This window comes from Phyllobacterium sp. CL33Tsu, assembly GCF_900113985.1.
Taxonomy (GTDB): Bacteria; Pseudomonadota; Alphaproteobacteria; order Rhizobiales; family Rhizobiaceae; genus Phyllobacterium; species Phyllobacterium pellucidum.
Window position 1 is genome coordinate 205837 of the sequence record NZ_FORJ01000003.1, and the last position, 21930, is coordinate 227766.

General features: G+C 58.6%; 22 protein-coding genes and 1 pseudogene. 15 read left to right on the forward strand and 8 right to left on the reverse strand.

Annotation, left to right across the window (positions count from 1 at the left end; genetic code table 11):
- Nucleotides 1–4 precede the first annotated feature (4 nt).
- Nucleotides 5–976 (reverse strand): heparan-alpha-glucosaminide N-acetyltransferase, encoded by a 972-nt coding sequence (locus tag BM074_RS13670; protein ID WP_091922679.1) that lies wholly within the window; start codon nucleotides 974–976, stop codon nucleotides 5–7.
- Between the two features lie 218 nt (nucleotides 977–1194).
- Here BM074_RS13670 and BM074_RS13675 point away from each other — a divergent pair, with 218 nt between their 5' ends.
- Nucleotides 1195–2394, forward strand: a complete 1200-nt coding sequence (locus BM074_RS13675; RefSeq protein ID WP_091922680.1) for an MFS transporter — start codon at nucleotides 1195–1197, stop codon at nucleotides 2392–2394.
- On the opposite strand, the gene BM074_RS13680 is transcribed toward BM074_RS13675, so the two are convergent.
- Nucleotides 2389–3105, reverse strand: coding sequence for a DUF599 domain-containing protein (locus BM074_RS13680; protein ID WP_091922682.1), 717 nt, complete (start codon nucleotides 3103–3105; stop codon nucleotides 2389–2391). The two genes, BM074_RS13675 and BM074_RS13680, sit on opposite strands and share 6 nt — an antisense overlap.
- A gap of 240 nt (nucleotides 3106–3345) precedes the next feature.
- Between BM074_RS13680 and BM074_RS13685 the strand changes: the two genes are divergently transcribed.
- From BM074_RS13685 to BM074_RS13695, 3 genes and pseudogenes are all read left to right on the forward strand, one after another.
- Complete coding sequence (locus BM074_RS13685; protein WP_091922684.1) at nucleotides 3346–4746, forward strand: L-serine ammonia-lyase; 1401 nt, start codon at nucleotides 3346–3348, stop codon at nucleotides 4744–4746.
- A gap of 208 nt (nucleotides 4747–4954) precedes the next feature.
- Nucleotides 4955–6427, forward strand: a pseudogene (locus BM074_RS13690) (nucleobase:cation symporter-2 family protein); the annotation flags it as partial.
- A 172-nt stretch (nucleotides 6428–6599) separates the two neighbouring features.
- Complete coding sequence (locus BM074_RS13695; RefSeq protein ID WP_027232590.1) at nucleotides 6600–7037, forward strand: DUF1489 family protein; 438 nt, start codon at nucleotides 6600–6602, stop codon at nucleotides 7035–7037.
- A gap of 12 nt (nucleotides 7038–7049) precedes the next feature.
- Here the strand turns inward: BM074_RS13695 and BM074_RS13700 are convergent, their stop codons facing one another.
- Both BM074_RS13700 and BM074_RS13705 read right to left on the reverse strand, forming a co-directional pair.
- Complete coding sequence (locus BM074_RS13700; RefSeq protein ID WP_091922685.1) at nucleotides 7050–7319, reverse strand: hypothetical protein; 270 nt, start codon at nucleotides 7317–7319, stop codon at nucleotides 7050–7052.
- Between the two features lie 48 nt (nucleotides 7320–7367).
- The gene (locus BM074_RS13705; RefSeq protein WP_091922687.1) at nucleotides 7368–8675 is read right to left on the reverse strand and encodes a D-alanyl-D-alanine carboxypeptidase family protein; all 1308 of its coding nucleotides are present in this window, start codon (nucleotides 8673–8675) and stop codon (nucleotides 7368–7370) included.
- A 303-nt stretch (nucleotides 8676–8978) separates the two neighbouring features.
- Between BM074_RS13705 and BM074_RS13715 the strand changes: the two genes are divergently transcribed.
- The 6 genes from BM074_RS13715 to BM074_RS13740 all read left to right on the forward strand — a co-directional run bounded on the left by BM074_RS13715 (nucleotide 8979) and on the right by BM074_RS13740 (nucleotide 14505).
- On the forward strand, nucleotides 8979–9311 hold the full coding sequence (locus BM074_RS13715) for a phasin family protein (protein WP_091923011.1): 333 nt from the start codon (nucleotides 8979–8981) through the stop codon (nucleotides 9309–9311).
- A gap of 222 nt (nucleotides 9312–9533) precedes the next feature.
- Entirely contained in the window at nucleotides 9534–9866 is a 333-nt protein-coding gene (clpS, locus tag BM074_RS13720) for an ATP-dependent Clp protease adapter ClpS (RefSeq protein WP_162737255.1), read from the forward strand.
- A 6-nt stretch (nucleotides 9867–9872) separates the two neighbouring features.
- Nucleotides 9873–12335 carry an ATP-dependent Clp protease ATP-binding subunit ClpA gene (clpA, locus tag BM074_RS13725; protein WP_091922691.1) on the forward strand — a complete coding sequence of 821 codons (2463 nt, stop codon included), beginning with the start codon at nucleotides 9873–9875 and terminating at the stop codon, nucleotides 12333–12335.
- Between the two features lie 66 nt (nucleotides 12336–12401).
- The gene (locus BM074_RS13730; protein ID WP_091923013.1) at nucleotides 12402–13166 is read left to right on the forward strand and encodes an AzlC family ABC transporter permease; all 765 of its coding nucleotides are present in this window, start codon (nucleotides 12402–12404) and stop codon (nucleotides 13164–13166) included.
- Nucleotides 13163–13510, forward strand: a complete 348-nt coding sequence (locus BM074_RS13735) for an AzlD domain-containing protein (protein ID WP_091922693.1) — start codon at nucleotides 13163–13165, stop codon at nucleotides 13508–13510. Before BM074_RS13730 ends, BM074_RS13735 begins: the two co-directional genes overlap by 4 nt.
- 68 nt (nucleotides 13511–13578) lie before the next feature.
- Nucleotides 13579–14505, forward strand: coding sequence for a phosphatase PAP2 family protein (locus BM074_RS13740; protein WP_091922694.1), 927 nt, complete (start codon nucleotides 13579–13581; stop codon nucleotides 14503–14505).
- Between the two features lie 28 nt (nucleotides 14506–14533).
- Here the strand turns inward: BM074_RS13740 and BM074_RS13745 are convergent, their stop codons facing one another.
- The 4 genes from BM074_RS13745 to BM074_RS13760 form a co-directional block, all read right to left on the reverse strand.
- The gene (locus BM074_RS13745) at nucleotides 14534–14968 is read right to left on the reverse strand and encodes an HIT family protein (protein WP_091922696.1); all 435 of its coding nucleotides are present in this window, start codon (nucleotides 14966–14968) and stop codon (nucleotides 14534–14536) included.
- Nucleotides 14969–15048: 80 nt separating this feature from the next.
- Nucleotides 15049–16233, reverse strand: coding sequence for a GNAT family N-acetyltransferase (locus BM074_RS13750; protein WP_091922698.1), 1185 nt, complete (start codon nucleotides 16231–16233; stop codon nucleotides 15049–15051).
- 116 nt (nucleotides 16234–16349) lie between these two features.
- The gene (locus BM074_RS13755; protein WP_091922700.1) at nucleotides 16350–17069 is read right to left on the reverse strand and encodes a glycerophosphodiester phosphodiesterase; all 720 of its coding nucleotides are present in this window, start codon (nucleotides 17067–17069) and stop codon (nucleotides 16350–16352) included.
- A 2-nt stretch (nucleotides 17070–17071) separates the two neighbouring features.
- On the reverse strand, nucleotides 17072–17536 hold the full coding sequence (locus BM074_RS13760) for a RidA family protein (protein WP_027232601.1): 465 nt from the start codon (nucleotides 17534–17536) through the stop codon (nucleotides 17072–17074).
- Nucleotides 17537–17713: 177 nt separating this feature from the next.
- Here BM074_RS13760 and BM074_RS13765 point away from each other — a divergent pair, with 177 nt between their 5' ends.
- From BM074_RS13765 to frr, 5 genes are all read left to right on the forward strand, one after another.
- Complete coding sequence (locus BM074_RS13765; protein ID WP_228019469.1) at nucleotides 17714–18478, forward strand: cell envelope integrity EipB family protein; 765 nt, start codon at nucleotides 17714–17716, stop codon at nucleotides 18476–18478.
- Between the two features lie 198 nt (nucleotides 18479–18676).
- Nucleotides 18677–19462 (forward strand): 30S ribosomal protein S2, encoded by a 786-nt coding sequence (gene rpsB, locus BM074_RS13770; protein WP_027232603.1) that lies wholly within the window; start codon nucleotides 18677–18679, stop codon nucleotides 19460–19462.
- 117 nt (nucleotides 19463–19579) lie between these two features.
- Entirely contained in the window at nucleotides 19580–20503 is a 924-nt protein-coding gene (tsf, locus tag BM074_RS13775; protein ID WP_091922704.1) for a translation elongation factor Ts, read from the forward strand.
- 98 nt (nucleotides 20504–20601) lie between these two features.
- Complete coding sequence (gene pyrH, locus BM074_RS13780; RefSeq protein ID WP_091922706.1) at nucleotides 20602–21321, forward strand: UMP kinase; 720 nt, start codon at nucleotides 20602–20604, stop codon at nucleotides 21319–21321.
- A gap of 47 nt (nucleotides 21322–21368) precedes the next feature.
- Nucleotides 21369–21929, forward strand: coding sequence for a ribosome recycling factor (frr, locus tag BM074_RS13785; RefSeq protein ID WP_027232606.1), 561 nt, complete (start codon nucleotides 21369–21371; stop codon nucleotides 21927–21929).
- Nucleotide 21930: the final 1 nt, after the last annotated feature.

The window sequence follows — 21930 nt, forward strand, 5'->3', positions numbered from 1 at the left end:
CACCTCATTGCGGCATGTTGAGCTGGGTGCACAGCCCGGCAATATCCTGCATCTCCGGATCGTTCTGATCCCGCCTTCCGGTGAACGCGTCGTCGAAAATATTGCGCGCTTTGCTCTCATTGATGACGCAGGAGCAGAACTTTTCGCAAAACGCCGCGTCGTTGTCGATCGAGCAACTCTGCACGCAGGCATTGCCGAAGATTTCCTCGGGCGTTGCCACCGCCGGCGGTAAGACATGCGAGATCAGGAATACGCAGCTGATCAGCACGGGTTGATGGATCAGATAGAATGCAAGGCTGTGACGGCCAATGAATTGCAGCGCCCGGTTCAACCAGGCCGGCGCGATATCACCGGCAAGCAGTTTCATAGCACCCGTCTGCTGCATCACCTTGGCAAGCGCCATCCCGAAGAGCACCGCGCCGAACCAGGGGAAGATCGGCACATAGTCATTGGAACGAATCAATACCTCCGAAAGCCCGAGCGGCCAAAACACGGGCGGATCGAATGCCGGCGAAACGAAGTAAAATGGCAGGGCCACGACTGCCACCGCCGCAAGCGCGACGATGATCGCTGGAAGGCTCAGGAAAAGCAGTCCAAGTAGGCTCGCTGCAGCTATTTCATGCAGGATCCCGAAGAATACGAAGCTTTCGGGCGTCATGTACCAGGTGACGAGGGTGATCGCCGCTGCCGCCAGCACGACCTGCGCTAACCGCATGAGGAACGACCGCCATCTTATACCGCGCCCATGGGCAAGAACGAGGCTGAAGCCGACGAGCATCAGGAAAGTCGAGGCAATAATACGCGCGTAGAGCTTCCAGGCTCCCTGGCCGGTCGTAGCCGGTTCGAGATAACCGAAGAATTCGAAATCCCAGCCCGTGTGGTAAGTCGCCATGGCGATAAGCGCGATGCCGCGCAGCACGTCGAGCCTGCCAAGACGCGGCTTCGCGGGCGAAATCGAACTGAGGTTGTCGGTCATGCGGAGAATGCTCGTATGTGGTGTGCTATCCCGCGCACGCTATGCGACATGGCCGGCAAAATCCATTGCATTTCACATTGATCAATCAGGGCTTTTTATTACTTGTTTCAACGGTTTCCATGAAACGGACATAATATGTCGCTCCATCGACGGCCAATGACGGCGCAACGATTGAAACTCGCTGCAACGATCGAATCAATCCCTCCGAAGTCCCTCCGGTGATCAGCCAAGTCCGCTACCCTATCTGGATTACAACGGCCAAGCGTCCGGCGGCGCGGGTCTTTGCGATCCTGTTCGGCGTTGAATCGATGGCGCGTGCCATCATCACCAGCGTCGTGCCGATCCAGACCTATGACCTGATGCAGAGCGAGCGCGGCGTCAGTATCCTTTACACCTGCATGTCGCTGTTCGGATTGATCTCGACCCTGTCGATCCCGTTGCTGATCGTCCGTATCCCGCGCCGCTGGGTCTATACTGCCGGCGTGACATCACTGATCATCGGTTGCATGGCCTTTGCCCTCGATACGTTGCCGGGGCAGGCGGCCGGGCTGTTCCTGCGCACCTTCGGGGCGGGAACCCTGTCGATCACGCTCAGCCTCTACATCATGGACCACATCAAGAAGGGCGAACTCGTCCGCGCCGAGTCGGTGCGCATGGCAACGGCGACGATCGCCTGGACCGGCGGACCGTTTCTCGGTGTGTTCCTTTATACGCACGTGGGCATGGTTGCGCCGTTCGTGCTGTCGATCGGCTTCTCACTCGTGCTGCTGGCCTTGTTCTGGTACTTCCGGCTCAGCGACAACCCGGCGCTGCAAAGAGGGCCGAGCCGTCCTGCAAACCCCATTGCCAATGTGCGCCGCTTCGTCGTGCAGCCGCGCCTGCGTCTGGCTTGGCTTATCGCGTTCTCCCGCTCCTGCTATTGGAGCACGTTCTTCGTTTACGGCCCGATCCTCATGGTGGCGACGGGGCAGGGAACGCTGGCCGGCGGTCTTCTCGTCTCGCTCGGCAACCTCTTCCTGTTCGGCTCGATCCTCTGGGGCAAGGTCGGCATGTCCAAGGGCCTCATGCGGACGATTTCCGCGGTCTTCATGCTCCTCGCGGTCTCCCTGATCGGGGCAGGCCTCGCTGGTGAGAAATTCCCGATGATTGCCGCAATCATGCTGCTTGTCGGCGCGTTTTTCTGCGTTGCGATCGATACGCTCGGCTCAGCAACCTTCATCCGCGCCGTCCATCCGCATGAGCGCGCGCAGATGACCGCGGTCTACCGGACCTATCTCGATTTTTCCGAGATATTACCGGCCTTCACCTATTCGATCATCCTGACGTTCTTCCACCTCGGCGCGATCTTCATCGCGCTCGCCGGGCTCATGGTATTCACATCCTTCTTCGTTTGGCGCTATCTGCCGCGAAGCCTATAGCTCGCTTACGCTGTTGCGCATCAAAACGTCGCGTGCCGTCGAGAAGAATTGCCGCCGCAGCAGGACGATGGCGACGAATGTCGTGGTCGCCATGAACAAGAGCGGATGCAGGAACCATCCGAGATAGCCGATCGAAAAGAAGATGCCGCGCAGGCCGCTGTTGAAGTGCTGGCCCGCCTGAATATTGATGCCCGCCGCGCGGTTGATGCTGGCAAGGACGAGCGGATCATCGGGACCTTTGTCACGTGCCATGGGCACGCCGCCGATGAGTATCGAGCAGTAGTTGAACAGGCGATACGACCAGGCGAACTTGAAGAAGGCGTAGGCGAAAAGGACGAGAAGCCCGAGTATCTTGGTCTCGAACAATTGCTGGGTCGTCTCGTTGAGAAAAGGAATCTCGTGGAACAGCGTCAATACGCGGCCTGAGGAATTCAAAAGCCCGAAGCAGCCGCCGATCGCAAGGATGGATGTGGAGGCGAAAAAACCGGTGCCTTGCTGCAGGCCGATCATGATGCTGGTGTCGATCATGCGCAACTCGCGCGTCGCCATTGTCGCCATCCACTGGCGTCGCGCTTCGTTCATCTCGTAGGTGAGGGATTTCCTGCCGCCAAAGCCCTTCGCGGTCGTATAGGAATAGACCATCCAGACAACGAAGAAATAGACGACCGCCACGGCGTCGAGCCAATAGGATGTGTTTTGGGCAGGTTCCATTTCGGTCCTCTGTGACGCGCGGCGGCAACCGCGAATGTACGGAAATTCCGGCGCTTGGCAAACCGGCCGGAGGGTATTTTTGGAACTGCCGCAAACCAGGCGATACGGCGTTTTTCTTTGACTTTTGCAACAGCGCGCCTATGTCGTAGAAACACAACGCAAGGTCGGAAGCTGGCTTTGACGTTTGCCGGCAACCGGCCATTATCAACGGAAGCGATCCAGCTCGGGGTAAGTAACCGCATGTTCCTGTCGGTTTTCGATCTTTATAAAATCGGCATTGGTCCTTCGAGCTCCCACACGATGGGTCCGATGACAGCAGGCGGGCTGTTTCTTGAAGAACTAAAGAGCGGCCAGTGGCCACGGCCGAGCGGCGTCAAGGTCGATCATTTGCGCGTTCACCTGCATGGCTCGCTGGCGTTTACCGGCGTCGGCCACGCGACCGACCGCGCCGTCATCCTCGGCCTCTGCGGCTACCTTCCGGCCACTGTCGATCCGGACGCAATGGATACGATGCTTGAGACGGTGAGCCGCACGAAGCGCATCTCGCCCGAGGGGCATCCTTCCTACCGCTTCGACCCCGCGACCGACCTGATCATGGACCGGCGCACCCCGCTTCCCGGACATGCGAACGGCATGGCCTTCGAGGCCTATGACGCCGACGAGCGGCTGCTTTTGCGCCGCATATTCTATTCGATCGGTGGCGGTTTCGTCGTCACCGAGGAAGAACTGGAAGCCGCGAAGACCCGCTCCGCGCCAAAGGCTGAAGCTGCCGTCCCGTTTCCGTTTATCAATGCCGCGCAGATGCTGAGCATGGCCAAGGCGAGCGGACTTTCGATCGCTGAAATGAAGCGGCAAAACGAAGAAACCTTCATGAGCCGCGAGGAACTCGATGCAGGTCTCGACCGCGTCTGGTCGGCCATGCGCTCATGCATCGATCGCGGACTCGCTCAGGAGGGCATCATGCCCGGCGGCCTCAAGGTCAAGCGCCGCGCCCGCTATCTGCATGACCGATTGCAGGAGGAATGGCGGCAGAACCGGATCAATCCGCTCCTCGCCAATGACTGGCTCTCGGTCTACGCCATGGCGGTAAATGAGGAAAATGCGGCTGGCGGTCGTGTCGTGACCGCGCCGACCAATGGTGCCGCCGGGGTGGTTCCCGCCGTGCTGCGCTATTATCTGCATTTCCACGAGGATGCGGATGCCGATGGCATTCGTGACTTCCTTTTGACGTCTGCCGCCATCGGCGGGGTGATCAAGCACAACGCCTCGATCTCGGGCGCCGAAGTCGGCTGTCAGGGCGAAGTGGGTTCGGCATCCGCCATGGCCGCCGCAGGCCTTGCCGCCGTGCTCGGCGGTTCGCCGGAGCAGATCGAGAACGCCGCGGAGATTGCGCTGGAGCATCACCTTGGCATGACCTGCGATCCCGTGGCCGGGCTTGTGCAGGTGCCCTGTATCGAGCGCAATGCGCTTGGCGCGGTCAAGGCCGTTACCGCCGCTTCATTGGCCGTCAAGGGCGACGGTACGCATTTCGTGCCGCTCGACGCGTGCATCGAGACGATGCGCCAGACGGGCATGGACATGAACGAGCGCTACAAGGAAACCAGCCTCGGCGGGCTTGCCGTCAACGTCGTCGAGTGCTGACGCCTCTCCAGTTTCAGAATATCTATATTATGTCCGCAGCGCCTTGGCAGCGCGGCTGATATGGTCAGCCCTCTGCAATAGGCGCGGATTTCTTGAAAACAGTTTCATCAAATCGGCTAAAGTCAGGTCTTGAAAAGGTTGTCATAGTCTTCGTCCCGCCCGGCGAGGAGGAAAAGCCGGGCATCAAAGGTATTGGGAGGACTTTACCTTGGAAGCAAACACAATCGGACGGCCGCTGGATCAGCGGCCAGAGGATCGAAATCTTGGACTCGGCGCCAATCTCGCCTATGGCCTGCAACATGTTCTAACGATGTATGGCGGCATTATTGCCGTGCCGCTGATCGTCGGTCAGGCCGCAGGCCTTGCGCCTGATCAGATCGGTCTCCTGATTGCCGCCTCGCTCTTTGCCGGCGGCCTTGCAACCATACTGCAAACGATGGGAATCCCCTTCTTCGGATGCCAGCTGCCGCTCGTACAAGGCGTCTCCTTTTCGGGCGTTGCCACCATGGTCGCCATCGTCAGCGGCGGTGGCGGCATGGACGCGGTGCTCGGCGCCGTCATGGCGGCATCGCTGGTCGGCCTGCTGATCACACCCATATTCTCGCGCATCACGCGCTTCTTTCCGCCGCTCGTCACGGGTATCGTCATCACGACGATCGGCCTCACACTGATGCCGGTTGCCGTGCGCTGGGCCATGGGCGGCAATAGCAATTCCCCCGAGTTCGGCAGCGTCGGCAATATTCAGCTTGCTGCGGTAACGCTCGTCGTTGTCCTGCTGCTCAGCAAGCTCGGCAGCGCCACGATCTCGCGCCTCTCGATCCTGCTTGCCATCATCATCGGCACCGCCATAGCGCTCGCGCTGGGCATGACCGACTTCTCCAAAGTCGCCGAAGGGCCGATCGTCGCGATACCGACCCCCTTCCATTTCGGCTTTCCGACCTTTCATCTGGCGGCGATCATCTCGATGTTCATTGTCATCATGGTGACGCTGGTCGAAACCTCGGCCGATATTCTGGCGGTCGGTGAGATCATCGAAACCAAGGTCGACTCGAAGCGCCTCGGTGATGGCCTGCGGGCGGACATGCTCTCGAGCCTGATCGCGCCGATCTTCGGCTCGTTCACGCAGAGCGCCTTTGCCCAGAACGTCGGGCTTGTGGCAGTCACGGGCGTCAAGAGCCGCTATGTCGTGGCGACGGGCGGTCTGGTGCTCGTAACCCTCGGTCTCCTGCCGATCATGGGCCGGGTCGTGGCCGCCGTGCCGAGCGCGGTTCTCGGCGGGGCAGGGATCGTGCTCTTCGGTACTGTTGCCGCAAGCGGCATCCGTACCCTTTCCAAGGTCAACTACACCAACAATATGAACCTCATCATCGTAGCGACCTCGATTGGCTTCGGCATGATCCCGATTGCCGCACCGAACTTCTACGATCACTTTCCGGCCTGGTTCGCGACCATCTTCCACTCGGGGATCAGTTCCGCAGCCCTAATGGCGATCGTGTTGAACCTGGTCTTCAATCATCTCACGGCGGGCAATTCCGACCAGCAGTCCGTATTCGTCGCCGGAACCGAGCGGACCTTGCGCTACCAGGACATCGCGCATTTGCATGACGGCGATTACTTCCTCAACGGCAAGCTTTACGATGCTAACGGCGTGGAAGTGCCGGTCGTGGCTCCAGATAATCACTCAGCGCCGTCGAAGCGGCAGTTCGATCCGGCACCTGCGGCCGTTGCCGGAAGTAGTCACTGATCGCAAAGGGCCGGGCGCAAAGCCCGGCCACCGCCTCGTGAACCGTGGCCCTGTGGAGAAGCCTAGGCAATGGTTGACCTTGGCTGATGAAAGCGTAAATGCTTCTCACATGGCTCTCAATCTCGTCAAACTTTGCGTCGGCTGCAGTGCAATTGAAGAACTCGCGGCCTGGATCGACTTCCGCCTTGACGAACGCCGGCAGGCGGGACTCTCCATCGAGCAGTTTCATACAACCCGGATGGTGCCCAAGCGCATCGACGAACTTCTCGACGGCGGCTCGCTCTATTGGGTGATCAAGGGCAATATCCAGTGCCGCCAGCGACTAACCGACATCCGCACGTTTACGGACGATCAAGGCATTTCGCGTTGTCATCTGGTCCTCGAGCCGCGCATCGTCCCAACTGAATGGCAGCCGCGCCGTGCGTTTCAGGGATGGCGGTATCTTTCCAGCGAAGATGTCCCCATGGATGAAGGACAGGGCAAATCCGGCCGTGCGAAACTCCCGCCGGAACTGCGCAACGAACTCGCCTCGCTGGGCCTACTCTAAATCTGTTCTCGATCAGAAGAGGCGCAGCCGAACCGGACTGACGCCGTTACGACCGTCCGAGTGAATGCGCAGGCGCACCGGCGGCATCGCCGCGCGGCGGGTGCGGGCAGCCTGACAAAGCAGCACATTGACGAGGTCCATCGTCTTGAATGCCGCATTGCCGTGGCGAAGATCGGCGATCCGCAAAGCGGCCTGCTGCAAGGCGTGCATGCCGAACAGTGATGATTTCGATTCCTTGGCAGTCAGGCCCGCCGGGTCATGTATTTCCGTGGTGCTGGACATTCGCAAAACCCTCTACACTGTACAATTTGGGTCTGTCGGGTTGATGCCTTACGATTGTGGTGCAATTGCAAAGCAGTTGAAATTCTGACGTTTCAGTGCGGCACAGGCATTGTTGGCCGCCTTGGCGTTGGTAATGCCGGCAAAGCGGGCACGATGATAAGTCTGCGCACCCTTCTGGAATTTTTCCGTATAGGGCGAGAGCGAGGCGATCGGACCGCCAACCTGGGCCGCCGCCTTGGCAAGCATCGCCTTGGCTTCTTCGGAGCTGCCGACCGAAGCAATCTGCACCATCCATCCGCCCGCCGACGGCGCGGAAGCGGTTGTCACTGGATCGACTTCGGAAACATCGCCTTCGCCGATCTCGGCCTTTGGCTGGGGCGCCGGAACCTGGAGAACGCGCGCTGCCACCGATGGAACCGGCTTCGGATCGGCATAGGCCGTGACGACTTCGGCGGCTTGGGTGGTCGCCACCTCCTCGCGCCGGGCCGGCACGGGGACGGGCGCGGTATCGGGCAGATCGACAGCAGCGACTTCGACCTTGCTGTTGCGACGCGAGGCGATCAGGTTGCCGCCGTCTCGGCGCGAAGCGCTGGGAAGATACTTGTCGATGAGCTGCGCCATCTGCGCGTCGCGGGCGCCGCCGCTCGTGCCGCCCATGACGACCGCGACAAGCTTCTTGCCGTCGACATTGACGGAACTGACGAGGTTGAAACCGGACGCGCGCGTGTAACCGGTCTTGATTCCATCGACACCACGTACTTTTCCGAGCAAGCGGTTGTGCCCAACAATGCGTCGCCCGTTGTAGGTGAAGCTGCGTGTGGAGAAATAATCGTAGTATTGGGGGAAATGCTCACGCAGCGCGATGCCGAGGAGGGCGAGGTCGCGGGCGGAAGAGCGCTGCTGTGGATCAGGCAGGCCGTTCGCATTGCGGAACTGCGTGTTGCGCATGCCTAGCTGGCGCGCCTTGTTGGTCATCATCACGGCGAACCGCTGCTCGGATCCGCCGAGATACTCGCCGATGGCGGTTGCCGAGTCGTTGGCAGACTTGGTGATCAGCGACAGGATGGCGGCTTCGGCGCTGATCGTCTGGCCGGGGCGAAAGCCGACTTTCGTCGGCGGCTGGCCGGCGGCGTAAGCGGAAACCGGGATGGGTGTCGATTTGGAGACCTTGCCTGCCGCCATTGCATCGAACAGCATGTAGAGCGTCATCATCTTCGTTAGCGAGGCCGGAAAGCGCTGGGCGTCAGGGTTGGACGAATAAAGCGTCTTGCCGGTGTTAGCATCGACAACGATGGCTGCCGCCTTGGTTTCAGCCGACGCTGCCGAAGTGCCGGCAGCGCTGATGCCGGAGATCATCGAGAGAGCCAGGAATGCATGAGCCACTTTTTTGATTATTTTATTTGTTTGGCGGGCCGGATGGAGCACAATCAACACCTGTTCGATATGCGGGTGGGTTCTCTTTGATCTGACGCATCAGATTGATTTCGTGAACTTTATCCGCATCAGCGTTACCAAAATGTTTATGGTAACCGCCGTGTTGACGATTTCCTCCGCCTTTATCGAAAAATTTACCGGAATGCTGCAGTGCAGCAAAAAATTGACTTTTTGTGCATTGCACACTAAATGAAGCCCAACAACAATATATGTGAAGGATGCATCATGGCCACCCCGTTTGAAGCACTGAATGAATCCAGCAAGGAATTCATCAACAGCACGATGAAGAGCGTAAACGCGCTCAGCCAGGGTCTGCAGGCAATTGCAACCGAAGCTGCGGACTATTCGAAGCGTTCGTTCAATGACGGCTCGATCCTCCTCGAAAAGCTTGCCTCGACGAAATCGGCAGAGCAGGCGTTCGCTGCGCAGAGCCTGTTTTCGAAGAAGGCCTATGAGGGCTTCGTCTCGCAGGCTGCGAAGTTCGGTGAACTTTATGCCGATCTCGCGAAAGAGGCTTACCGCCCCTTCGAGTTGGCTGTCGCCAAGGTCGGCAAATAAACCTGAACTTGCTGCTGACACGGTTTAAAAGTCCGGTTGCCCACGCAACCGGACTTTTTTTGTTCCGCTGGGCCAAATGGCCCTTTGCAACGGCAACTTGATATTGCAAGCTTCAGGAGAGGGCTTAAAATCTGCTTGGTGCGACCTACATAGAATGCATGAAGCGACAAATAGCTATCAGGAATGCGGGTGTCTGAAGAGATGATGCGGTTATCACCCATTATGCAAGATGAAGAAAAGGGTGGCGGCAATGGTCCCGGACGTGGCACGGCTGTCATTACCCGGACTAAACCAAAGCTGAAAAAACCCAGCCTTTATCGCGTGTTGCTTCTCAATGACGATTACACTCCAATGGAGTTCGTCATTCATGTTCTGGAGCGTTTTTTCCAGAAGAACAGAGAGGATGCCACACGCATTATGCTCCATGTGCATAATCATGGAGTCGGAGAATGTGGTGTCTTTACCTATGAGGTCGCGGAGTCCAAGATGACCCAAGTCATGGACTATGCGCGGCAAAACCAACATCCGCTGCAATGCGTGATGGAGAAAAAGTGAGGTTTCATGCCATCTTTCTCACCTAGTCTCGAGCGGGCCCTCCATCAGGCGCTGACAATCGCGAACGAGCATCATCATGAATATGCAACGCTGGAGCATCTGCTCCTTGCGCTCATCGATGATCAGGACGCGAGTAGTGTCATGCGCGCCTGCAATGTCGACCTCGCTCAACTGACGCGTACGGTGACCGATTATGTCGATCATGAGCTCGACAACCTCGTGACGGGTTATGACGAGGACTCCAAGCCAACCGCTGCTTTTCAACGCGTCATTCAGCGTGCTGTCATCCATGTTCAGTCTTCGAACCGCGAGGAAGTGACCGGAGCAAACGTCCTGGTTGCGATCTTTGCCGAACGCGAAAGCCATGCGGCGTTTTTCCTGCAGGAACAGCAGATGACCCGCTACGACGCGGTCAACTATATTTCGCACGGGATCTCGAAGCGCCCCGGCGCATCCGAGCCGCGCACGCCCCTTGGGACCGAAAGCAACAACGAAGAACATCACGCTTCGGAATCCGATGAGGGCACCAAGAAGAAGCAGGACGCCCTGACGGCCTACTGCAACAATCTCAACGAACGGGCAAAAGCTGGAAAGATCGATCCGCTGATCGGCCGCGACCAGGAAATCAGCCGCACGATCCAGATTTTGTGCCGCCGCTCGAAGAACAACCCGCTCTATGTGGGTGATCCCGGCGTGGGCAAGACGGCTATTGCCGAGGGTCTTGCGAAGCGCATCGTCGAAGGTAAGGTCCCGACCGTCCTCAAGGATGCGACGGTCTTTTCGCTCGACATGGGCACCTTGCTTGCCGGAACGCGGTATCGCGGTGATTTCGAGGAACGCCTTAAGCAGGTCATCAAGGAACTCGAAGAGTATCCGGGTGCCATCCTCTTTATCGACGAAATCCACACGATCATCGGCGCCGGCGCTACGTCTGGCGGTGCAATGGATGCATCCAACCTGTTGAAGCCTGCGCTTTCATCAGGGGCGATTCGCTGCATAGGATCAACCACTTACAAGGAGTTCCGTCAGTTCTTCGAAAAGGATAGGGCGCTCGTTCGCCGTTTCCAGAAGATCGACGTCAACGAACCTTCGATCCCCGATGCAATCGAGATCATGAAAGGGCTGCGGCCGTATTTCGAGGATTTCCACAAGGTCAAGTATACCGTGGAGGCGATCAAGTCCGCCGTCGAACTTTCTGCCCGCTATATAAACGACCGTAAATTGCCGGACAAGGCGATCGACGTGATCGATGAGACAGGCGCCAGCCAGATGCTGCTGCCCGAATCGAAGCGCAAGAAGTCAATCGGCGTGAAGGAGATCGAAGCGACTATCGCGACGATGGCCCGCATTCCGCCGAAGTCCGTATCGAAGGACGATGAAGCGGTCCTCTCCAATCTCGAGGCTGAATTGAAGCGTGTCGTCTACGGCCAGGATCTGGCCATCGAAGCGCTGTCATCGTCGATCAAGCTTGCAAGGGCAGGCCTGCGCGAACCGGAAAAGCCGATTGGCTCCTACCTGTTCTCGGGACCGACCGGCGTCGGCAAGACCGAGGTTGCCAAGCAGTTGGCGCATTCGCTCGGCGTCGAGCTCCTGCGGTTCGACATGTCGGAATATATGGAACGCCACACCGTTTCCCGGCTGCTCGGCGCACCTCCCGGCTATGTCGGCTTCGACCAGGGCGGCCTTTTGACCGATGGCGTCGATCAGCATCCGCATTGCGTGCTGCTGCTCGATGAAATCGAGAAGGCGCATCCGGATCTGTTCAACATCCTGTTGCAGGTCATGGATCACGGCAAGCTGACCGACCACAACGGCAAGCAGATCGACTTCCGCAACGTGATTTTGATCATGACCACCAATGCCGGTGCCTCGGATATGGCGCGGGCTGCGATCGGTTTCGGGTCTTCGCGGCGCGAAGGCGACGACATGGAAGCGATCAATCGGCTGTTTACGCCGGAGTTCCGCAACCGTCTCGATGCGATCATTCCGTTTGGACCGCTGCCGGTTCCGGTCATCCATCAGGTCGTACAGAAGTTCGTCATTCAGCTTGAGGCGCAACTTGCCGATCGCGGTGTAACCTTCGATCTGCAGCAGGACGCAATCGCCTGGCTTGCCGAGAAGGGCTACGATGACCGTATGGGTGCGCGGCCGCTGGCGCGCGTCATCCAGGAGCACATCAAGAAGCCGCTCGCTGACGAGGTACTGTTCGGCAAGCTGAAGAAGGGTGGCACGGTTCGCGTCTCGGTTGCCGAGAAGCCCGATGGTTCGCGTGGCCTCGTCCTCGACTATGTCGCCGACGAAGTCGTCGTGAAGCCAAAGAAGGAAATTCCGGTCGAGAAGAAGGCGGTTGCAAAGCGCAAGCCGGCGCCGAAGAAGCCAGCGCTCGAAAAGGCCGGTGCCGGTCTCGCAACGAGCGAGCCGCACGTGCTGCGCAAGGCGTCGGTGCCAAAAGTGCCACGCAAGAAATGATGAAAAGGCCGCCTTCGGGCGGCCTTTTTCTTGCCCGCTGTGCTGCTTGCCTTTATCGCTGGACCCATGGCTGATTCCGCATTGCCCTCCCATCTGCCGGAACGAGAAGAAGATCCGAGGAGCCACCTCAAGTGGTTTCTCTCCGGCGCGGCCATGATACGCACCATCCCTGCACTGATCCTGATGACCGCGCATGTTGGATTTGCTGGCCTTGCCAGCCAGAGCGGAGTGAAGGTTGGGGAAGCCATGTTCATGGTTGCGGCGATCTGGGCACTGCCCGCCAATATCGTGCTCATCGGCGCAATCGGCGCGGGCTACTCGATCCTCGGCGCCGCAGTCGCGGTCGCGCTCTCCTCGATCAGATTTGTTCCGATGGTCGCCGCCTTCGTTCCCGAAATGCGCGGGGCGAAAACACGCAAGATCGTGCTTCTTTTTCTCTCCCACTTCATCGCGGTAACCGCCTGGGTGCTGGGAATGGAGCATCTGCGCAACGTACCCGTCAAAATGCGTACGGCCTATTTCGCCGGCCTTGGCATGACGCTGACCACAGCCAATACGCTTGTTGTCGGCCTTGTTTACTATCTTTCGACCGATTTTCCTCCGCTCGTATTCGCCGCGCTATTTTTCCTCACGCCAATGTATTTTCTGGCCTCGCTCTGGGGTTCGGCGCGTGACCGTACGGTGCACGTCGCCATGGTATCAGGTCTGCTGCTGTTTCCGCTGATCCACCATATCGCGCCGGCCTATGACCTGCTTCTCACAGGTCTTGCCGGCGGTGCGGCCACGATGGCCTACCTCCACTGGACAAAAGCACGGGGCAGGGCGCCATGACCTGGGACAGCATCTCCGCCTGGTGGTGGCCCTACCTCTTCATACTGCTCGCCGGCTGGCTTCCGACCGACGTATGGCGGTGGATCGGCGTACTTATTGGCGGAAGGGTTCGCGAGGACTCCGAAGCCCTCGTCCTCGTGCGGGCAGTGGCAACCGCCCTTGTCGCAGGCGTTATCGCTCAACTGATCCTCTATCCGAGCGGTTCGCTTGCCGAATCGTCGGTGTTTTTGCGGATCGGCGCGGCGGCAGCAGGTTTCTTTGCCTATCTCAGCCTTGGCCGGCGTGTGATCGTCGGCGTTATTGTTGCCGAGATTATCCTGATTGCCGGACTTGTCCTCGCGTAAGCGCGGCGTTGATTCAGCGATCCTTAATTGGACCGGGTTAAAATCCCTAAAAGAGACAAGGGTGAGCGATGGTTCTCTATCCGGCCGAAAAAATCGTCGGTGGCATTATTGCTGTGCTGCTTATGATCAACATTGCACTTGCCAGCGCGAAGGGCGTCACCGTCGATTGGCTTGGCTATGCCGTTGGCGGCAGCATGGGGCTCGCCGCCATCGCGATCGGACAATTTTATCGGCTCTACCGTCACGACGAGAAAATCGCTGTTCCGACCACGGCAACGGGTTTCTACCTGCTCTTCTCGCTCGTCGGGTCGGTGTTCAATTATCTGCTGCTGCCGGTAGGCGAGAGTTACGACCGGATGCTGATCGAGTGGGATCGCGCTCTTGGGTTTTACTGGCCGGATTTCGTCCAGGCCGTCGTGGAGGTTCCCTACCTTCCGACTATATTGCGCGTGATATACGGCAGTTCGCTCATCCAGATCACGTGCGTCATTCTCCTTGTCGGCTTTTTTGGATCCAAACGGTCGCTGCACCTCTTCCTGCTTACCGGCACCTTGTCGGCACTTTTGACGATTCTGGTGTGGCGCATCATTCCAAGTGCGGGACCCGCCGCATATTATCCGTTGCCGTCGGAGGTCGCTAACCGTTTGGGGGCGATTGCCGACCACGCGTATGGTCTCGAACTTCTGCGGCTATATCGGGAAGGCGCAGCCTATATCTCGCCGAAGGACACGCTCGGCCTTATCGCATTTCCATCGTTCCATACTGTGATGGCCTGTCTTTCCGTTTACTTCACGATGGACTTTCGCAAAATATTTCCAGTCATCGCGGTCATCAATATTTTGATGGTCCCTGCCATCATCGTTCATGGCGGACACAACATCGTCGATCTGTTTGGCGGCGTCGCGGCGTTCACCCTTGCGCTCCTTGCGGCGCGCACAGTTCTTGGCCTTGGTCGGTCCGAAGTGAAGGCACAACTCGCCGCGGAGTCTCATTAGAATTGCACCGGCTCCATGTTCCGGTGCGTCAACTGCCTTGCGCGAGCGCCTGCCGAATCTTCTCTGCGTTTGCCGCTAGAACGCCCTGATCTTCCATCGGCCCCGTATGGGGTTTCAGGGGAATGCCTTCAAAGCGGGGAATGACGTGGAAGTGCAAGTGGAAGACCGTCTGGCCGGAGGCCGGCTCATTGAATTGCATAACCGTGACACCATCCGCGTCGAAGGCCTTTTTCACCGCCCGAACAAGTTTCTGGGTGGTCGTGACCACCGCAGCCAACGGTTCGGCTTCAACGTCGAGCAAGTTGCGGCATGGAGCCTTGGTGATAGCCAGGCAATGGCCTTTGCCCTGCGGCATGACATCCATGAATGCGTAGGTGTCCCCATCCTCGTACAATTTATGCGATGGAATTTCACCCCGCAGGATTTTGGCGAACACGTTGTTGTCGTCGTAGGGCTCTGTCATCCCGCACCTGTACCTTTGGAAAACCGGCTGCGATGTTTGCCAAGGCGGGCGCGCTAGTCAAGCGGTTCGAGCAACGCCGGTCAGCGATCGGAGTTCTTGAACGGTGCGTGCTCGCTCAGCGCCTCGTTGAGGAGCGCGACTTCACTGCGCTCATGGCGAAGGAAATCGCTCACCGCGCGCCGCAGCCCTTCATTGGCAAGGTAATGGACAGAGTGGGTGGTAACCGGCAGATAGCCACGGGCAAGCTTGTGCTCGCCCTGTGCGCCTGCCTCGACGACACTGAGCTTACGTTCGATGGCGAAGTCGATGGCCTGATGGTAGCAGACTTCGAAATGCAGGAAGCGATGATCCTCGATGCAGCCCCAATGCCTGCCGAAGAGCCGGTCGGACCCGATGAAGTTGATAGCGCCGGCAATATATCTGCCCGCCCGTTTTGCCATCACCAGCATGATGTCTTGCGGCATGCGCTCGCCGATCAAGGCGTAGAATTCGCGGTTGAGATAGGGGCGACCCCATTTGCGGCTGCCAGTATCCATATAGAACGCAAAGAAATCGTCCCAAACCTCATCGGTGATATCGTCGCCCGTCAAACGCTCGATGGTGATATCGTCGGCAACGGCCTCGCGGCGCTCCCGTTTCAACGCCTTGCGTTTGCGAGAGGCGAGGGTTTCAAGAAAAGCGTCGTAGCTTTCATAACCCTCGTTGAAAAAATGGAATTGTTGATCGGTGCGATGCAGGAAACCGGCTTCTGTGAAGGCGCCGAGATCGTCATCGTTGACGAAGGTCGAGTGAGCCGACGAAACACCCATCTGGTTGGCCAATTGGCGCAGGCCATTGGCGAGAGCGGTTCGCACGGCCGCGTGGTCCCAGTCCCGATTTACCAGTAGCCGAGGACCGGTCACCGGCGTGAAGGGGACGCTCGCCTGCAGCTTGGGATAGTAACGACCGCCGGCGCGTTCAAAAGCATCGGCCCAGCCGTGATCGAATACATATTCACCCTGACTGTGGCCCTTCAGATAGCACGGGATCGCGCCGATCAGATTGCCGCTGTCGTCATCGAGGCGCAGGAATTGGGGCAGCCACCCAGCCCGGCGCGCGACGCACCCCGAATCTTCGAGCGACGACAGGAAGCCGTGCGAGAGAAACGGGTTGTAGTCGGGCATGGCGCGATCGGCGCCGCTCAGCTTTGCCCATTCGTCGCGCGTAAATGCGCCAACGCCCTCGCAAGCGCGCAAGGTAAAATCGCCTCGATGAGTATCATGCATCGTTGGGTTGGTTCCTGGCTTAGCCTAAGCTTACGAGCCGGCGACGCGCCGACCCGTGCAACCGCTTAAGCTAAAGCTAGGCATTTCATCCTGCGATGCAAGGGGCAGGGCGCATCCTATGCGGCGTGCGGGTCGAAACCCTCGAAGGTGATCTGATCGACATAGGCATAGCTCGTCGCCTTGTCGGCGAGGCTCCTTGCCGTCCAGGAAATCACCGGCAGTCCGAGCTTGCCGCGAACGAACTTGACGAAGCGATTGTCGAGATGGTGGACGTTGTAGGACACGAAATCGATCTCGTGAGCGAGCATGGAAAAATGTGCTTCAAGATCGGCGTCGCGCAATCCTTCAGCAGTCAGGCCGGCCGGTATGCCGGGCGCATCCGTGCCGAAAAGCCGGATCAGATGATGGTCGAACGACATGATCGCCGCTTTTCCCGCATAGCCGGCAAGGTCAGAGGCAACCGCCTTGACGAGGCCGTCGTCTCGGCCAGGAATGCCCTTGAGTTCGATGACGATCGGAACCCGCCCGTCGATCAGCTCCAGCGCTTCGACGAGCGTCGGAACATGATCGTCCGTGCCGCCGACGCGCATGGCCCTCGCCGCCTCGACAGTCACTTCGTCGATATTGCCTTGTCGGCCGATAAGCCGATCCAGCGTTCCGTCGTGAAAGACGATGGCCTTGCCGTCGGCGGAAAGATGCACGTCGCATTCGATGGCGTACCTCGCGCTCGCGGCCGCTTCGAATGCGGAGAGCGTATTCTCCCAGCGGGTTTTGTTGAGATCATGCAAACCGCGATGGGCGATCGGCACATCCTTGAGCCAGTCAGCCGATGTCATGATCAGCGGACCTCGATGATGGCTTCGACTTCGACGGGCGCGTTCAGGGGCAGGGCTGCTGTCCCCACCGCCGAGCGGGCATGGCGGCCTGCATCGCCAAGGACGGCAACCAGCAGATCCGAGGCGCCGTTGGCGACAAGGTGCTGTTCGGTGAAATTCGGCGTCGAAGCCACGAACACGGTGATTTTCACGATGCGCGCGATCTTATCGAGATCACCCAGCGCGGCTTTGGCCTGCGCGAGAATATTGATGGCGCAAGCCCTTGCGGCTTCCTGGCCGTCGGCGACGGCGAGCTGCGCGCCAAGAAGGCCGGTGTGGATGAGTTTGCCACCCGAGAGCGGCAATTGTCCGGAGGTCAGCAGCAGTTTTCCTGTCTGTGCGAAGGGCACGTAGTTTGCAGCGGGCGCCGCGGCGACCGGCAATTCTATGCCGAGTTCCTTCAGGCGGGATTCGATGGTGCTGGTCATGATATCTTCATCCTTATCAAGCGGAATCGTAATGAATGTGACGCAAGGTGCGATTTTTGCCTCGCTTCCGCCAAGAGTTTTTTTAATATGCGCGTTCTAATATGGAGAATCTTGTCTATGCGCGTCTTGTCCGCTCTCGTTTTCAGCCTCGGTGCCCTTGGTCTGACCCCCTCAACCATGGCTATGGCTGCCGGAACGGCGACCCTTGTTCCGCATCGCGCCATCTATGACCTGAAACTCGACAGTGCCCAGGATAGCAGCGGCATTACCGGACTGACTGGCCGTATGGTCTATGAGTTCAACGGTTCGGATTGCGAGGGCTATACCACGAACTTTCGTTTTGTGACCCGCGTCGACATGGAAGAGCAGCCGCAACGCGTCACCGACCAGCAGACTACCACCTATGAATCCGGCGACGGCGGCAAGTTTCGCTTCGTCAACAAGACATTCGTCGATCAGAGCCTCACCAAGGAGGTGCGCGGCAACGCTGCCCTCCTGAAGGACAAGACGGAAATTTCGCTGACCAAACCCGAGGCGCTCAAGCAGGATCTGGAATTATCGCAGTTCCCGACCCGGCACATGCAGGAACTGATCGAAAAGGCGCTTGCCGGTGAAGTGTTCTACCAGACGAAGCTCTTCGACGGTTCCGAGGATGCCAACAAGGTCATGGCAACGACGGTCGTGATCGGCAAATCCTCGCTCTCCGATGGCGAGGACGAGACCAAGCACATGGGCCCCCTTGCCAAGGAAAACACCTGGCCGGTCTCGATCGCCTATTTCGACGAAAGTGAAAAGGCTGAAGGCCTGCCGAGCTACCGTATCAACTTCAAGATGTACCGGAACGGCGTAACCCGTGATCTGAAAATGGATTACGGCGATTTCTCCATGACCGGAAAGCTTGTCAATCTGCAGCTTTTCGACACGCCAAAGTGCAAGAAATAGTCCTGCTTGCCGCATAAGATCGTCTGATGCGGCGGCTTTTATCGCCGACACACTTGCGCTTGCCGCAATTATCGACTAACAGCCGCAGCATTCCACACACGGGATTTGGGTTGATATCGGGAGAAATCCGATATGGCCTCCGGTGGCGGGTCTCCCGCCTCTTTCCTGTGGAGGTTAAACCGGAAAAGGAAAATAAAGATGGCATTGCCTGATTTCAGCATGCGTCAGCTCCTTGAAGCTGGCGTTCACTTCGGCCACCAGACACATCGCTGGAACCCGAAAATGGCACCATACATTTATGGTGACCGCAATAATATTCACATTCTCGATCTCGCCCAGACCGTTCCGCTGCTGCATACGGCCCTGAAGAAGGTTTCCGACACGGTAGCCCGTGGCGGCCGCGTTCTCTTCGTCGGCACCAAGCGTCAGGCTTCGGACATCATTGCCGATGCCGCGACCCGCTCGGCCCAGTATTACGTCAACGCACGCTGGCTCGGCGGCATGATGACCAACTGGAAGACGATCTCGAACTCGATCCAGCGTCTGCGCAAGCTCGACGAACTTCTCGCCGGCGACGCCCAGGGCTTCACCAAGAAGGAGCGCCTGAACCTCGATCGCGAGCGCGAGAAGCTCAACCGCGCCCTCGGCGGTATCAAGAACATGGGTTCGACCCCGGACCTCATCTTCATCATCGATACCAACAAGGAAGCCATCGCGATCCAGGAAGCCAAGCGTCTTGGTATTCCGGTCGTTGCCGTGATCGATTCCAATTGCGATCCGGACCAGATCGACTTCCCGATCCCGGGCAATGACGACGCATCCCGCGCGATCTCGCTTTACTGCGACCTGATCGCCAAGGCAGCGCTCGACGGTATCGCCCGTCAGCAGGGTTCCCTCGGTGTCGATCTTGGCGCCCAGGAAGAGGCTCCGGCCGAACCGGCTCTTGAGGCCGCTCCTGTACAGGAAGGTGAAGCCTCCGCTTGAGGCTTCATACACCCGTCTTATCGGGTGATTAAAAATGATTCGATTGGCGCATGACGCGCCGCAAAGTTGGCATGCTGGTTTCACCAGTGTGCCTTCGCTTTGAGAAGAGGCGATCTAATGAGCATTTCTGCATCACAGGTAAAAGAACTTCGCGAACTCACCGGCGCCGGCATGATGGACTGCAAGGCAGCCCTTGCCGAAACCAATGGCGACATGGAAGCTGCCGTTGACTGGCTGCGCAAGAAGGGCATCTCCAAGGCCGACAAGAAGGCCGGCCGCACGGCCGCCGAAGGCCTCGTTGGCGTGGCTTCCAACGGCGCCAAGTCGGTTGTCGTCGAAGTCAACTCGGAGACCGATTTCGTTGCCCGCAACGACGCTTTCCAGGATATCGTCCGCAACGTCGCAAACGTAGCGCTGACGACCGACGGTACGACCGCCGCAGTTGGCGCCGCGACCTATCCCTCGACCGGCAAGTCGGTCGTCGACTCGATCAAGGACGCCGTCGGCACGATCGGTGAAAACCTTTCGTTCCGCCGTTCCGCTGCTCTGAGCGTCAGCCAGGGCGTCGTCGCGACGTATATTCACAACGCCGTCTCCGACGGCCTCGGTAAGCTCGGCGTTCTCGTTGCCATCGAGACGGCCGGCAATGCGGAAGCAGCACAGGCATTCGGCCGCCAGGTCGCCATGCATGTTGCCGCCACCAACCCGCTCGCCCTGACCGCATCGGAAGTCGACCCGGTCGCCGTCGAACGCGAAAAGGCGATCTTCGCCGATCAGGCCCGCCAGTCGGGCAAGCCGGAAAACATCGTCGAGAAGATGGTCGACGGCCGTATGCGCAAGTTCTACGAGGAAGTCGTGCTTCTCTCGCAGGCTTTCGTCATCAATCCCGACCTGACGGTCGAGGCGGCGCTCAAGGAAGCCGAGAAGTCGATCGGCGCTCCGGCCAAGATCACGGCCTTTGTCCGTTTCGCTCTTGGCGAAGGCATTGAGAAGGAAGAAAGCGACTTCGCAGCAGAAGTCGCCGCAGCTGTGAAGAAGTAATCTTACGCAACTGAATTCAAAGGGCATCGCGTGACAACGCGATGCCCTTCGTGTATCCGAACTCTGCTAAAAACTTGCAACAACTCCAAGGAGGTCCCATGGCTGGCACGGCTGTCTACAAACGCGTTCTGCTGAAGGCCTCCGGGGAAGCTCTGATGGGCGACCAGGGGTTTGGAATTGATGTGGCAGTGGCCGATCGCATTGCCAGCGACATTGCCGAAGCGCGCGCACTCGGCGTGCAGGTCGGCGTCGTCATCGGCGGCGGCAATATCTTCCGCGGCGTGGCTGTTGCCTCAAAGGGAGGCGACCGCGTTACTGGCGACCACATGGGCATGCTGGCAACCGTCATCAACTCGCTCGCATTGCGCACGTCCCTGGCGAAGCTTGGGATCGATACCGTCGTTCTATCGGCTGTAGCAATGCCAGAACTCTGCGAGACCTTTTCCCAACGTCAGGCCACGGCCTATATGGACATGGGGAAAGTCGTGATTTTTGCCGGCGGCACGGGCAATCCCTTTTTCACCACGGATTCGGCCGCGGCGCTCCGTGCAGCGGAAATCGGTGCCGACGCCTTGTTCAAGGGCACCCAGGTCGATGGAATTTACTCCGCCGATCCCAAGAAGGATCCGCACGCGGTTCGGTTTGACCACCTTACCCACAAAGATGTGCTTGATCGCGGCCTTGCAGTGATGGATACCACTGCTGTTGCTCTTGCACGCGAGAACAATATCCCAATAATCGTCTATTCAATCCACGAGAAGGGTGGATTTGCGGAAATCCTGCAGGGTAAAGGACGCGCAACCGTCGTATCGGACTAGTTGATCGTATCTGCCGGGCCTTTCGCCGAGAATAAGGAGCAGTGACTATGAGTGACGCACTCGATCTAAATGACCTGAAACGTCGCATGGACGGAGCCATCCAGGCATTGAGGCATGATCTTAACGGTCTGCGCACCGGTCGTGCCTCCGCAAGTCTTCTCGAACCGATCACCGTCGATGCCTATGGCTCGATGATGCCGCTGAATCAGGTTGCCAACATTACGGTGCCGGAATCGCGCATGTTGTCGGTGTCGGTGTGGGACAAATCCATGGTCGGCAAGGTGGAGCGCGCAATTCGCGATGCAGGGCTCGGCCTCAATCCGATTACCGACGGCAACAATCTTCGTATTCCACTGCCGGAGCTCAACGAGCAGCGCCGCAAGGAACTGGTCAAGATCGCCCATCAGTATGTCGAGCATTCCAAGGTTGCGGCGCGCCACGTCCGCCGCGACGGCATGGACGAGTTGAAGAAGCTCGAAAAGGATGGCGCGATCAGCCAGGACGACAATCGCGTCCTGTCCGAAAAAGTCCAGAAGCTGACCGATGAGACCATTGCCGAAATGGATAAGGTCGTTGCAGCCAAAGAAGCGGAAATCATGCAGGTCTAAT

Bases quoted from the DNA above. Each gene is read 5' to 3' on its own strand.
- BM074_RS13670 (WP_091922679.1), bottom strand. From the start codon at position 976: ATGACCGACAACCTCAGTTCGATTTCGCCCGCGAAGCCGCGTCTTGGC.
- BM074_RS13680 (WP_091922682.1), bottom strand. From the start codon at position 3,105: ATGGAACCTGCCCAAAACACATCCTATTGGCTCGACGCCGTGGCGGTC.
- BM074_RS13685 (WP_091922684.1), top strand. From the start codon at position 3,346: ATGTTCCTGTCGGTTTTCGATCTTTATAAAATCGGCATTGGTCCTTCG.
- BM074_RS13695 (WP_027232590.1), top strand. From the start codon at position 6,600: ATGGCTCTCAATCTCGTCAAACTTTGCGTCGGCTGCAGTGCAATTGAA.
- BM074_RS13700 (WP_091922685.1), bottom strand. From the start codon at position 7,319: ATGTCCAGCACCACGGAAATACATGACCCGGCGGGCCTGACTGCCAAG.
- BM074_RS13705 (WP_091922687.1), bottom strand. From the start codon at position 8,675: ATGATCTCCGGCATCAGCGCTGCCGGCACTTCGGCAGCGTCGGCTGAA.
- BM074_RS13715 (WP_091923011.1), top strand. From the start codon at position 8,979: ATGGCCACCCCGTTTGAAGCACTGAATGAATCCAGCAAGGAATTCATC.
- clpS (WP_162737255.1), top strand. From the start codon at position 9,534: ATGCAAGATGAAGAAAAGGGTGGCGGCAATGGTCCCGGACGTGGCACG.
- clpA (WP_091922691.1), top strand. From the start codon at position 9,873: ATGCCATCTTTCTCACCTAGTCTCGAGCGGGCCCTCCATCAGGCGCTG.
- BM074_RS13730 (WP_091923013.1), top strand. From the start codon at position 12,402: ATGGCTGATTCCGCATTGCCCTCCCATCTGCCGGAACGAGAAGAAGAT.
- BM074_RS13735 (WP_091922693.1), top strand. From the start codon at position 13,163: ATGACCTGGGACAGCATCTCCGCCTGGTGGTGGCCCTACCTCTTCATA.
- BM074_RS13740 (WP_091922694.1), top strand. From the start codon at position 13,579: ATGGTTCTCTATCCGGCCGAAAAAATCGTCGGTGGCATTATTGCTGTG.
- BM074_RS13745 (WP_091922696.1), bottom strand. From the start codon at position 14,968: ATGACAGAGCCCTACGACGACAACAACGTGTTCGCCAAAATCCTGCGG.
- BM074_RS13750 (WP_091922698.1), bottom strand. From the start codon at position 16,233: ATGCATGATACTCATCGAGGCGATTTTACCTTGCGCGCTTGCGAGGGC.
- BM074_RS13755 (WP_091922700.1), bottom strand. From the start codon at position 17,069: ATGACATCGGCTGACTGGCTCAAGGATGTGCCGATCGCCCATCGCGGT.
- BM074_RS13760 (WP_027232601.1), bottom strand. From the start codon at position 17,536: ATGACCAGCACCATCGAATCCCGCCTGAAGGAACTCGGCATAGAATTG.
- BM074_RS13765 (WP_228019469.1), top strand. From the start codon at position 17,714: ATGGCTATGGCTGCCGGAACGGCGACCCTTGTTCCGCATCGCGCCATC.
- rpsB (WP_027232603.1), top strand. From the start codon at position 18,677: ATGGCATTGCCTGATTTCAGCATGCGTCAGCTCCTTGAAGCTGGCGTT.
- tsf (WP_091922704.1), top strand. From the start codon at position 19,580: ATGAGCATTTCTGCATCACAGGTAAAAGAACTTCGCGAACTCACCGGC.
- pyrH (WP_091922706.1), top strand. From the start codon at position 20,602: ATGGCTGGCACGGCTGTCTACAAACGCGTTCTGCTGAAGGCCTCCGGG.
- frr (WP_027232606.1), top strand. From the start codon at position 21,369: ATGAGTGACGCACTCGATCTAAATGACCTGAAACGTCGCATGGACGGA.